We start from the raw sequence: 13,414 nt of genomic DNA, 5'->3' as shown, positions 1-13,414 counted from the left end.
AGCTCCCTTTTTATGATCAATTTCTATGAATTCCTCCCGCAGATTTATTTGCGAGAAAAGGTGATATTCCTAGTCGTGCGTCAAACTAGCCAGCACTTCCGCAACAACAAAATTGCTTCCGCCAACAAAAATTAGGTTACCTTGCTGATACGCCTCTTTTGCTGCATCAAACGCGGCTTCCACGGATGGATAATCGAGTCCAACTAGACCAAATTCCAAAGCTTCTTTTCGCAACACATCCGCTGGCATTGCACGCGGCATATCCGGAGCGGAGAAATAATAGATTGCATCCTTCGGCAGATAAGGCAACATATGGGATAAATCCTTATCACGCATTGCCCCTATCACAAAGTGCAATTTATCATAAACCGTTGTCGCCAAATTTTTGAGCACTTCATGAATTCCGTCCTCGTTATGCCCTGTATCGCAGATGATAAATGGATCCTTAGACAATTGTTGCCACCGCCCTTGAATTCCTGTACTTGTTTGCACGTTTTTCAGCGCGCGATGAATATGTTGATCACTGATCTCAAAGCCCAGTTGACGTAACTCATCCACAGCTAATAACACGCCGGCAAGATTTTTCACCTGATAAGAGCCTTTAAGATCGAGCTGATATGTTGCTTGATGACCGTTAGGATCAATAGCCTGCACTGTTAAATAATCTTGGTCGACTGCCAGCATCTTGGTCTCATACTTGTCAGAAGCGAATTGTATCGGCGCATGCTCCATCGCTGCTTTATCCACAAACACAGCAGCCGTTTCTTCGGCATATTCCGAAATAACGACAGGTGTATCTCTTTTGATAATTCCCGCCTTCTCCGCAGCAATTTCTGCCAGTGTATTACCGAGAAGATTCATGTGATCAAAACCGATATTGGTAATTACGGACAGCAAAGGCTGAATAATATTGGTGCTATCCAAACGCCCGCCAAGGCCGACTTCAATGACAGCGATATCAACCTTTTTCTTCTCGAAATAATCAAAAGCCATGGCTACAGTAATTTCGAAAAAGGATGGACTGACTTCTTCTATAAGCTCGCGATGGGTATTGACAAAATCGACAACAAATTCTTGCTCACATAACTTTCCATTGACACGAATACGTTCTCTGAAATCCAGTAAATGTGGTGAAGTATAGAGACCGGTCTTATAGCCTGCTTCGGCCAAAATAGCGGCCAACATATGGGAGGTAGATCCCTTTCCGTTTGTGCCAGCAATATGTAAAGTTTTGAATTTTCGCTGTGGGTCGTCCAACGCAGCGCAAAGTTTGATGGTATTGTCAAGGTCTTTTTTGAAGGCAGAGGCGCCATCCCTTGTAAACATAGGCAATCGAGTATACAGATACTCAATTGCCTCATTATAAGCATTCATGTGAATGATTTTTATCTTAATCTAAAATTGAACACAATCCGTCCCGTCTGTGAGTCGGGAGCATTCGGCAATTGGTTTAGCCTAGCGCCACGTACAGCACGCTCACATTTCTCCAATAACGATGGATCGGTGATCGTCGTTCCTTTTACACCAGCACGCGCATAGGTGATAACCCCTTGCTTATTGACTCTAAACTCCACAGCAACCTTTCCTGCTTGCTGTCCATTGTCGTCGATACTTGGCCGTTGCGTAAAGCTTCGGTTTTCAATAGACAACATCATGTTACCGTTTCCAGATCCTCCTTCGCCATAATTACTTGCTAAAGGATCACCTAGTTTGGAACCTTGATTTCCAGGTGTTGTTCCTGTACCATCACCAGCTCCTTTACCATTATTTTTATTCCCTTTAAAAAGTGCTTTAGCGTTTGCCTGCGGAGCCACTTCCTTCACTTCTTTGGTGGTTTCAGGCGCCTTTGATACTACCTTTTTTTCGGTTTTTGTTACCGCAGGAGCATCTTCCAGATCTTGCGTAGCGACTGCCTTCTCCGCAACTTGTTGCGTTGGAGTTGGGGTAGGTGTTTCGACAGGATCGATACGGTCTGGGCGCTCATTATTCGCATTGGGATCTACAGAAGGTTCCTCAACGCTCATATAGTCATCCCCCATACCTTCGGGTGATGTCCCATAATTAACGATCATTCCCCCCATTCCATATTCATCCGGAGCCTGTGCCTTAAAAACAACAAAAAAACCAATCAAGAGCAACGATGCCATGACTAGAGTCGATATCCCCAGCGCTTTGGGGAAATTATTTTCTTCATGTTGAAGATGATATCTCATCGCATTAATCTCCTATATTAACATATGAACAATAAACTCTCAAAAAGTTTAATTATTCTTACTTATCTTTTTTGGGTTCTGTTGCCAATACCACTTTAATCTTCAATCGATTAGCTACATCCATAACAGAAATAACATTTTGAATAGGAACCGTATTATCGACATAGAGCATAATTGTCACTTCCTCGCCTGCAGCCATTTGGGATTGAATTGCAGCCTCCAATCCTTCAATTGGAACGGGTGTTTTATCAATAAAATAGCCCAAATCTTTTGTAATCGATACCGTGACGGTCTTTTTAGCAACAGATTGTTCTCCCGCACTTGACTTTGGCAACAATAGCTTCACCACTTGCGGATTAGAAACTGCAGAAGCCAACAGGAAGAATAACATCAGGAAAAACATGATATCATTCAGCGCTGAAGTATGTACTTCCGCAGATGGTTTATTTTTTCTACTTCGTAAGTTCATTATCTTCCGGGCTCATCCAATAAATCAATAAATTCTACTGCATCCGTTTCCATCCGTAAAATCAATCGTTCCACCATCATATTCAGGATATGGTAGCCTAAATAAGCTAAGATACCCACCGCAAGACCTGATGCAGACGATACCATTTTTACATATAGTCCCCCAGATACAGAAGCAATATCAATACCACCTGCTAATTCCACGTCGTGGAAAATCTTAATTACTCCAAAGATTGTACCTACGAAACCAAGCATAGGGGCAATACCAGCAATAATACCCAAAATATTGATGTTCTTTTCTAACTTGGCAACTTCCAATTTACCCACGTTTTCGATCGCTCCTTCAATATCTTTGATCGGTCTGCCGACACGCAATAAGCCTTTTTGCAACATGCGTCCCAAAGCTGAGTTACTTGAACGAACTACAGCTAACGCTGAATCCAAGTTCCCCGACAACACATTTGCCTTTACTTGCGACATTAAGCTGTTATCATATTTTGCAGCACGACGAATCGTCAAATAACGCTCAAAAAAGATAACCAATCCAATAAAGAACAACAGTAAGATTGGAACCATAATCCATCCCCCTTTGATCATCATATCGATCAAACTCATGTTTTCTGTAGGCGCAGCAGCAGGTAATGGTTGTTGTGCAGCTTGATTAAACGAATCCACAGCAACCCGTGCTGTATCTTGTACTAATGACATAATTATTAATAGTTTTATATAGTTTTAACTTTTATAAGATCTTTTCTACCCAAGCATCCTTAATTTTATTGAGTACCGACTTCTTCGCAAGCTGTGCTTCCTCATTTGTCATGTAGGTATTTAAGATAATTTTCTTTCTATCTTTTTTATTTTTCCCTTCAACTGCCCGTGCTGTTTTATAGCCCATCGCACGAAGACGTTGTGCCTCCTGCTCGGCGCTTGCCATAGTTTTTGCTGATCCAATGACCACCTGGTATCGCGGTTGAGCAACAGGAATGGACTCCTTAATCACAGGATTTGCTTCCAGAACCGGAGGTTTTGCTGCAGCATTGGTCGCTGGTACAGCAGCTGTCTTTTTAACAGAATCGGCTACATTACGCTTAACCAATGAATCGACTTGCTTTAAACTATCGGCTTGCGTATTGGACAAGGTATCAGCAGGTATGATCGGCTTTTGTTGAACAAGGGTATCTGCCGTCTTTACGACAGGTTTGGTCGACCCGAATAACGAATCCTTTAATGCAGGATTGGTGTAAACGACCGCAACAGCAACCATTGCCAGCACAATAATTCCAGTCATCCAATACCAGATCGCATTTGAATTACGCGGCTCTTCCTCATAGATATTTGGTGCATATGCCGAATTGGCGTTAGCCGACGCAATAGCACCGATTTCTTTTTTTGAAGTGATTTCTTCCTCTGGAGTAACCGATTGATTACTACCAGCTATCAAAGCTGCCTCCACAGGTTCAAGCTCCTCCGTTTCCTCTTTTGTTAATGGAGATTCTTCGGTTTCATCATCATTAAGATCATTTGCCAATTCAGTTTCCTGTACAGTCTCATTCAATACAGGATCCTTTACAACGGCCGGCTCGTGTGCTGTTTCAGTTTCCTCTTCAACCTCGATCGTTTCGTCTTGATCATCTGCCGTATCCGAAATAGACTCCCCGACAGGCTCTATGTTATGATCAGCTTCCACTACAGGATCTTCTTCAACAACAGGGTCATCTTCAACAGCTAAGTTCGTAAGTTCTTCTTCTTTCGCTTCTTCCAAAGAAGAAACGACTGTTTCAATCTCTGATGCAACAAGATTTGTAACGGGCTGGAAATCGAATCCAGATAGATCCAAGGGTTTGAAGACTAAACTTGCGCCATAACTAATCAATAAGCCAAGATCATCCAATTTGACCTGTCCAAATTGCCCCAAATCAGCCCGCAGGTTCTCAACAGTTTCCGACAAGATCTGTTGTGCCTGATTTAGGCCCAAGTTTTCCTGCTGTTGGATATAATGAACAATATTAAACCCATGTTGAGCAGAGTAGTCCAGCTCAACATAAGAAATTGGTGGCAAAAACACATTATTTTGTTTATCGAACTGAGCCGGAGAATGAATTCGTTTGAACACACCTATTCCGGGCACGTATACTTCCGCATAACGTTTTAATAAACTATTGATGTTTTTGCCTAGATTCATCGCGCACTATGTTTAAGATGCAAATTTATAATCTTAATTCGTTAAAACGAATAATTAAGACCACCAATTACATTAAAGCCCAATCTTGGGTAATACATATAACGTTCGTATTCTTTTCCAAAAATGTTATTTGCTTTGACGAAAATACCAAATTGTTTTTTGATTCGGTATTCTGCGCCCGCATTAAGATCAGCAAATGAACCTATTGTTGCCTTATGCCCACTGTTGGCAATACGACTGCCATCTGTGTTATAATCATAAATATATGCATAGGTATTGCCTTGTGTAGAAAGTTCAGCATCTACGAAAAATTTATCGGAAATATTGAAGCGTGCATTAGCTTGCATGCGGAATTTGGGCAAGCCCCATGCTTCTTCCTCATCACTCAATTTATAATCGTCTATATACACTTTTCCGCCTAGATTAACCAGCTGTGAAAGACGTACATTGATTTCTCCTTCCAATCCCATATGTTTAGCCTTATTGATCACGCCATCATAAACGACATCAAAAGCCCAAGGCACATAACCATTTTGACTATCGCCAAATGCACTATTTTTAAATAAAGGCAGTCCTTCAATCTGCTTGTAGAATACCTTTACTTTATAACCAAATGTTGCACCGGCATTTCCTTTTAAACCTGCATAAACATTCATTTTCTCAATCGAGTTGATCATTTTAGCGTTAGGAGCCAAATACGGATTTTCTTTAGCGAAACTACGGAAAGAAGCTTGTTTTACGCCACCATTAATCCCGGCAAACAAAGAGATGTATTCAGGTGCCAATGCAAAATCAGCCTCCACCGATGGGAAAATATTGAATCTTGAGCTATCGCCAAATTCAGAAGTTAAATTCGCACCCAAGGTTACGTTATAGTTGTCGCCCTTAAAACGAATATATGGATTGATAACCGCCAAATGATTTTTTACCTCAGCGCTATCTTTCACGTTATTCATTGTCACGCTTAAATTTGCCCCAACATTGAATGCACTTAAACGCTTATTCAAATAACCGGATAATGCGATCGAATTTTCTTTGGCTTTGTAGGCATCTTTAAACAAATAGCCATCAACTTTTGCGGAATAGCTTAATGCCTGCTCATTCTTCGGATCCACATTACTTGAGAGCTCTCCATTCAAATAGATATCTGTAAAGGTCTGTTTATCCGGAGTTGTATTCAACAAAGTTGTTCCCGATTGGTCAAAAGTCTGACCATAGAAATTCGTTCCATAACGATTGTATCCGATGGTACCTTTAACGGTTACGGCATCCAATACACGGCGACCAAAGATACCGATATCCTGTGTACTGAACTTCTGTCCATCAATATTACCCTTTTGGCTCAAATGCTTTGCAAATAAGCCAAATCGTGTGTTTTCAAACTGCTCAGAAGCTAAATAAGCCTCTCCCAATATACTGTTATAGTTACCGATACCAAATTTGACATAGTTGCTACTATGCTCAAAAGGTTGCGCAAAAGGAATCTCCTGTACATTCAATTGTTTCAACCCCGTATTGATATCCAATTTCTTGTCCAAAATATTGTTGTAGGACAATTTGGGTTGGTATTCCCGTTTGTTGGTCATATCCGGACTGCGGCGGATTTTTACAGCATCCGCAAGAATTGGTTTATAATCACGAACAACATCAAAAGAATCGATAGTGACCGGTTTTTCAGGATCATTCTTCTTGCCTGTTTCCTGTGCAAAAGAATTCAATCCCACGCCCATCAAAAGCGCTGCTAAAGTATATTTCTTCACGTTTCTATTTTGCAACTTCTTCATTGTATCCTATTTCTTTTTGTTGTTCAATTTATTTAGACGTTCTTTTGCTGCTGGCAAAATATCATCTTTCGCATCATAGTTATCCACAATCGATTCAAGTGTAGCTTTTGCTTGGAAAGTATCCCCCTTACCTGCATAAGCATCTGCCATAGTGATAAAACTTTTCGCTACCCAATATTCGTACGAAGAGAAATTATCAGATAGATCCATAGCTGTCTTAATACAAGCATCGTATTGTTTATTTTCCAATTGAAGCACTGCAACATTGTATTTTGCTTCTGCACCGAAGACGGTACGGCTCTTCAATGCTGCTAAACTGAATTCTTTCATGGCTTCAGTTTTCTTATTCTGCTTCACATAACATTTGCCGGCATACAAGAAGGCATTTGCGATCTCCTCTTCCGAAGACTTCTCGTAATTCTTGACAGCATTGGTATAATTTAAGGCTTCTTTATAATCCCCAATCTGAAAATAAGAGACCATTAAGTTATTGATTGCGAAACCATAGTTAGCCTTATACTCAGAAGTAAGCTCCAGTTTTTTCAACAACTGTGTCGCTTCGTTATATTTCTTTTGTTTCAAATATAAATTGGAAACCGAAATCAACGTGCGTTCTGTATAAGGAGACGTCCAGTCATTCAAGATAATATTGTAATCATGTAATGCATCTTCTGTATTACCCAGAGCTGCGTTACTTTCAGCACGAACAAAACGTGCATATTTCTCTTGATTTGGTTTCGGGAATTTGTCGAAATATGCATTTACAGCTTCCACCGCCCCTTGATAATTACCTCTGGAGAATAAAGTCGTCGCAGTCGAGAATGAGCGTGAATCTTGTTCAGATTTCGAAACGTCACCTAAATTTGTTCCCGTTGCATATTTGATATATCCTGTTGCATCGCCTTTGTCCAAATAGATGTTCTCAATGGAACGCATGGCCTGTCTTGCTTCATCTGTTGATGCATATTGGTCAACTACACGTTGGAAAGTTGCCAATGCAGCATCATTGTTATCTTGATTATATTGAACCAGACCAATCGTCACCAAAGCACGTGGCACATAACTACTGCGCGGATATTTTTCAACCATTGTTTGAAGGCCTGCAATTGCCTGATCACTTTCTCCCATCAAGAAACGTGTATAAGGAATCTCAAAAGCAATATCGTCGGCATAATTCGAACTCGGGAATTGCGCAATAACAGCATTCAATGTTGAAATTTTACCATTGTTATCCCCTTGTAATCCTTGAATAATACCACGTTGGAATAAAGCGTAATCCTGACTAGGAGCTTTAGAAGAGATTAACTTATTGTATTCTGTTAATGCTCTACCGTAGTTTTTCGAAGAGAAATAAGAATCACCTAAGCGTGCAATTGCATCATTACGTGTATTCATTTCAATTCCTTTCGAACCACCAGACGCTAAGAAACGCTCGAAGTAATTTGCCGCCGTGCTGTAGTTACCATTACGGAAAGCCGCATAGGCTAACGCATAATTGGCATAGCCATACACATCCGTTTTGCTAGCTCCCGGCAAGCGTAAGAATTTATTGAAATTTGTAACCGCTTCACCATATTTACGAACTTCGTACATGGCTTCCGCTTTCCAATAGGTGGCTAAAGCGTAAATTTCCTCGTCATAACGGAACTCTTCGGAGCGCATGAATAGGGAAATTGCATTTTCAAAAGCACGCTCGTTATAATATTCCAAACCTCTGTAGTAGGTTACCTTTTGATAAGCTGCGTTTGCTTCTTTTCCACGTTTAGGGATAGATTCCAAAATATCAACTGCTTCGCGGTAGTTTTTTGTACTCAACAATACTTCAGCAAGTAAAGTTTTCGCTTCCTCCAAACGTTTCGATTTTGGATACGTTTTCAAGTATTCTTGTGTAGAAGCCAAAGCCACTTGGTGGAATTCCAACTCATACGAAAGCTTAGCATAGTTGAATAAGCCCTCTTCTTGCATTGCCGGATCAAAATCCAATTTCGAAGCCCGGAAAAATGCATTACGCGCAGATTGCTTATTGCCTTTCTTCAAGAAAGCATCACCTAGGGTAATCATCGCAGACTGATAATAAGCGTCAGGCTCGGTCATTTTTTCCAATTCCGTGATCGCTTTATCGTAATCCTTCAATTTGTAAGCGATGTAACCGATTTGGTAGCTATCCTGATTATTCTGCGTCTTACCTTGATCTTGTGCCTGGAATTTATCGTAATACTCTTTTGATGTTTTTAAATCACCTTTGATAAAGTATGTTGCCGCTATAATACGGAACATCTCTGTTTCATTTTCTTGTTTTGTCCGCGACAAAATTGGCAATGCATAATCCAATACATCGTCGTAGCGTTTATCCAAGAAATACAAAGCAGTGATATAATAGGGGTAACTATTTTCGAATTGTTTGGATCCATTCAAACGCTCAAATTCATTCAAGGCCGTTTTATACTCGGCGTCTAAGTAAGAAAGATACGCGTAATAATAGATGGAAGCTTCCTGAAATTCAGTTTTTTGATCTTTCAATCCTTCAAATAATGGTTTCGCCGTTTTATAGTCTTTAGTCATAAAGGAAGCGTATCCATATTTAAAGCGATATTCTACATTTTCTTTACCTGCTAAATTTTTGCTATCGATCTTATTAAACCACTCTAAGGCCTTAACATAATCTTTTTTAGCATAATAGGATTTACCGATTTGAAAATAAGCTGCTTTAGCATTTGCACTGACAGGGAAATCCTTAATGTATTTCAGAAAACGGTTTTCGGCATCAGATTCGCCCAATTCCAGTGCGCAAACTGCTTGATAATACCGTACGTTCTCTTTCAACAAAGAAAGTTCCTCTGTTTCGTCCAATTGCAAGTTGGATTTTGTCCGCAAAGCTTCAACACGGTCAAATTGGGCTGAAGCAGAACTAAATTTTCCGCGTTCATACAATTCCATTCCTGTTTTGTACGCCTTGTTGATTTGTTGCCATTCTGTCTGTTGCGCTAATGCTGGCGTCGCCATAACGGTTAATGCAACTCCCACCTGGTAAATCTTCTTATACATAATATGTGAAACCTTAATATGTTATTTATCTGCAAATGTAAATGAATCTCCCTCCAACCCGCGATAAATTTGCTTTAACCGGCGAATTTATCAAAAGCTTCTCAGCCATGAAAGGCTTTAAGATAGCCCCAAATTTATTGAAAATCAATTCAAATCTCCACTTCTTAGGGAGATAGTTTTATTCATATTACTAAATTATACTTTAATTGAGCTATTTTACACAAAAGTTATTAACATCTGTGAATAATCCTGTATTATAACGGAAATTTTGCACAAAAAATATGCCCGACAAAAAATAAAGTCAGGCATACTATTGTAGCATTAGAAAACAGTGTTATTTAGTCTCCCACGTGCATTAACGCAGGGCGAAACCAATTTCAACTATCCGCGTTGCCCTGCTAGTAGATACAAGACAGCCATGCGCACAGCAACACCATTTTCAACCTGATCCAAAATAATTGAATGTTCGCTGTCCGCGACATCCGATGTGATTTCGACCCCTCGATTGATTGGTCCGGGGTGCATAATTGTAATTGGCTTCTCTAAAGAATCCAAAATCTCTTTATTCAATCCATATAGCATGGAATATTCTCTTAAGGAAGGGAAATAGGCAATATCCTGACGCTCCAATTGAATCCGTAACATATTTGCAACATCGCACCAGTTCAGCGCTTTTCTCAAATCATGCTCTACCTTTACACCCAATGAGGTAATATGTTTAGGAATTAATGTGGTCGGACCACAAACCATCACTTCAGCACCTTGCTTTTGAAGACATAAGATATTCGACAAGGCAACGCGTGAATGTGTGATATCCCCAACAATAGCTACTTTACGACCAGCTACATCGCCATAGCGTTCACGAATTGAAAATGAATCAAGCAAAGCTTGTGTAGGGTGTTCATGTGCTCCGTCACCTGCATTGACAATCTGTGCATCAACATGTTTACTTAGAAATACCCCAGCCCCAGCATAGGGATGTCGCATTACAATCATATCAACCTTCATGGCCAGAATATTGTTCACCGTATCGATGAGTGTCTCCCCCTTACTTACGGAAGAGGAGGATGCTGCAAAATTCACGATATCCGCAGAAAGCCTCTTTTCAGCTAGTTCAAAAGACAAGCGTGTACGTGTAGAATTTTCAAAAAACACGTTGGCAATCGTAATATCCCGTAATGACGGAACCTTTTTAATTGGCCTATTTAATACCTCTTTGAAATTACTTGCTGTATCCAGGATCAATTGGATATCGTTCTCATTTAGATCTTTGATCCCCAATAAATGGCGGGTACTTAATTGTTCTGCTACAGATGACATTTTATAGTATATTCAAATATTTACTAATCATTTTTTTTCTGAAAGTGTCTGATCTTATTGGCCAGAAAGAACCTTCAGTTTGCTTTCATTGCTGTTGGCGTCTGCGAAGTCATGAAGGTTTTATTGAAAGTGCCTGTTTCCAAAGGTCAACAATAACCTTCAGTATCGTCATGACACCGCTATTAATCCCTAGCTGACGCCTTCTTTTCTGTAATCAAGATAATACTATCCTGATCCTCTGATTCTTTCCAGTTAACAATTACTTTTTGTGAATCAATAGAATCTACCTGTATTCCGATATAATCGGGCTGAATAGGGATCTGTCTAGAAAACCGGCGATCGACCAAAACAAGCAATTCTATTCTTCTTGCACGGCCAAATGCCTGCACAGCATCCATTGCCGCACGAATAGTACGTCCTGTCCATAAGACATCATCTATAAAGATCACCTCTTTACCTTCTACAATAAAATTGATATTTGTGCTATTTGCTAAGATTGGACCAGTATTCCCTTTCGTACGGAAGTCATCGCGATAAAAGGTAATATCCAAATCGCCAACTAAAATCTCTTTTCCGATCATTTGTTCAAGCTCTTTGACGATGCGTCTCGCTAAGAAAGTTCCTCGGGGTTGAATACCTATGACGACAGCATTTGAAAAATCACCGTGATTCTCAATCAATTGACGACATAGTCTTTGAATTGTGATTTGAAATTTTGGTCCGTCTAATAAAATCGACTGTTTCATTATGGGAATGTTTGAGCAAAGCTACACTTTTTTTAACAAAAACGAAGCCATGAAGGGCAATTAATTTCAATATTTGCATCCAACTGGCACAATAACAAAAAGTGATTTAAACAAAGATTATCTTCCTTTCCGGGAAATTTACAAAGCCATTATTCCAGCACATTACCAGATTTTGAAGTTATATACAATACGCATTGCCAACCATTTACAGCAAATTCCATAACATCGAAATGCTATAGGTAGCGACTATTCATCTAGCTCGGCACGTTTATTATTCCGTGCAAAAAAATACACTGGTACACCGATTAATACAAGTATAAAGCCTGGCCAGGTATATTGTGGCTTATAGATAATTAATAATACACAAAATACGGTACCTATCAACAGGTACAAGATTGGTGTAATCGGAAAGAGGAAGGTTTTGTAGGAACGTTCCAAATCCGGTCTCCGGATACGTTGAATAATAACGCCCAGCACTGTAATCATATAGAATATAACAATAACAAAAGATATCATATCCAGTAAATTGCCATATTGTCCGCTCAGGCAAAGTAAGGAAGCCCAGATTCCCTGAAGCCATAACGATCGTGCGGGCACATCATATTTGTTATTGGGAATCGCCTGCTTCAGAAACAATCCATCTTTTGCCATGGTCTGAAAAACACGCGCTCCGGACAGCGCAAGTCCATTAACACAGCCAAAGGTCGAGATCATAACCAGAATCGCCATCGCTATCGTGCCCGTATGTCCTAATATTTTTTCAGCCGCCGCTATGGCAACACGATCATTTGCCGCAAAAGCAATTTCCTCTCTATTTAATGCCGCTAGGTAAATGTAATTACAGCTTATATAGAGCAACATCACCAAGCTCGTCCCGATAACCAATGCCCGAACAACATTACGCTGCGGATTGACAATCTCTCCGGAAACAAACGTTACATTTTCCCAGGCCACACTACTAAATACCGAACCTACCATTGCAGCAGCTAATGCCCCCATCAGTACGCCCCCCGAGATCTGCGACCAGCCAGCACCTTTCAAATTTTGAAAAGAATCCCAGCCATAAGCCATATTTTCTGAAAAATGATTTTCCTTAATCAAGAACAGACCGCCTAAAATCAGTAAAACCAGCGCAATGATTTTTGCTGAAGTAAAGAAAGATTGAACAGCTTTTCCACTCTTGATCCCTCTTGTATTGATAAAGGTCAGGAGAATAATAACACCCATAGCGACAATCTGTATCCAGGTAATCTTAAACTCTCCACGCTGAAATAGCGGCGCTGCATCATTTAACTTCGGAATAAGGTAGGCTGTAAACTTACCAAAGGCTACAGCTACAGCTGCTATCGTTCCCGTTTGAATAACTGTAAATAAACTCCAGCCATATAAAAAGCCAATTGGCTTCCCAAATATTTCTGTCAGATAGGTATATTGTCCCCCAGCCTTCGGATACATAGACGACAATTCGCCATAGCAGATTGCCGCCGCAACAGTTGCTAATGCGGTCAATAACCAAACTATCGCCAACCAATATCCGGATCCCAGCTGCCGCATCATATCACTCGATACAATAAAAATACCGCTTCCGATCATCGACCCCATGACCAGCATAACTGCATCCCACAATTTTAATTGACGTTTCATCATAACTTAAGG

At 40.2% G+C, this 13,414-nt stretch carries 10 protein-coding genes; all 10 read right to left on the bottom strand.

What is annotated here, in order from left to right; genetic code table 11:
* Positions 1 to 69: 69 nt before the first annotated feature.
* Positions 70 to 1,374: a bifunctional folylpolyglutamate synthase/dihydrofolate synthase gene (locus tag B2O97_RS17900; protein ID WP_112374857.1), complete on the bottom strand. Its 1,305-nt coding sequence runs from the start codon at positions 1,372 to 1,374 to the stop codon at positions 70 to 72.
* A gap of 11 nt (positions 1,375 to 1,385) precedes the next feature.
* Positions 1,386 to 2,213: an energy transducer TonB gene (locus B2O97_RS17895; RefSeq protein WP_046672747.1), complete on the bottom strand. Its 828-nt coding sequence runs from the start codon at positions 2,211 to 2,213 to the stop codon at positions 1,386 to 1,388.
* Positions 2,214 to 2,271: 58 nt separating this feature from the next.
* Positions 2,272 to 2,682, bottom strand: a complete 411-nt coding sequence (locus tag B2O97_RS17890; protein WP_046672748.1) for an ExbD/TolR family protein — start codon at positions 2,680 to 2,682, stop codon at positions 2,272 to 2,274.
* On the bottom strand, positions 2,682 to 3,389 hold the full coding sequence (locus B2O97_RS17885; RefSeq protein WP_112374858.1) for a MotA/TolQ/ExbB proton channel family protein: 708 nt from the start codon (positions 3,387 to 3,389) through the stop codon (positions 2,682 to 2,684). The genes B2O97_RS17890 and B2O97_RS17885 overlap by 1 nt, the downstream gene beginning before the upstream one ends.
* Before the next feature lie 31 nt (positions 3,390 to 3,420).
* Positions 3,421 to 4,863, bottom strand: coding sequence for an SPOR domain-containing protein (locus tag B2O97_RS17880; protein ID WP_286767796.1), 1,443 nt, complete (start codon positions 4,861 to 4,863; stop codon positions 3,421 to 3,423).
* A 41-nt stretch (positions 4,864 to 4,904) separates the two neighbouring features.
* On the bottom strand, positions 4,905 to 6,647 hold the full coding sequence (locus B2O97_RS17875) for a TonB-dependent receptor (RefSeq protein WP_046672750.1): 1,743 nt from the start codon (positions 6,645 to 6,647) through the stop codon (positions 4,905 to 4,907).
* Between the two features lie 6 nt (positions 6,648 to 6,653).
* The gene (locus B2O97_RS17870) at positions 6,654 to 9,692 is read right to left on the bottom strand and encodes a tetratricopeptide repeat protein (protein WP_115046620.1); all 3,039 of its coding nucleotides are present in this window, start codon (positions 9,690 to 9,692) and stop codon (positions 6,654 to 6,656) included.
* A 381-nt stretch (positions 9,693 to 10,073) separates the two neighbouring features.
* On the bottom strand, positions 10,074 to 11,012 hold the full coding sequence (locus B2O97_RS17865) for an aspartate carbamoyltransferase catalytic subunit (RefSeq protein WP_046672752.1): 939 nt from the start codon (positions 11,010 to 11,012) through the stop codon (positions 10,074 to 10,076).
* A gap of 182 nt (positions 11,013 to 11,194) precedes the next feature.
* On the bottom strand, positions 11,195 to 11,758 hold the full coding sequence (pyrR, locus tag B2O97_RS17860) for a bifunctional pyr operon transcriptional regulator/uracil phosphoribosyltransferase PyrR (protein WP_112374861.1): 564 nt from the start codon (positions 11,756 to 11,758) through the stop codon (positions 11,195 to 11,197).
* Positions 11,759 to 12,004: 246 nt separating this feature from the next.
* Entirely contained in the window at positions 12,005 to 13,405 is a 1,401-nt protein-coding gene (locus B2O97_RS17855; RefSeq protein WP_286767795.1) for an APC family permease, read from the bottom strand.
* Positions 13,406 to 13,414: the final 9 nt, after the last annotated feature.

The organism is Sphingobacterium sp. UBA865 (assembly GCF_002295765.1).
In the GTDB taxonomy this organism is placed as follows: domain Bacteria; phylum Bacteroidota; class Bacteroidia; order Sphingobacteriales; family Sphingobacteriaceae; genus Sphingobacterium; species Sphingobacterium multivorum.
Note: the sequence above shows the minus strand (reverse complement) of the source record. Positions and strands in the feature narration are given on the sequence as shown.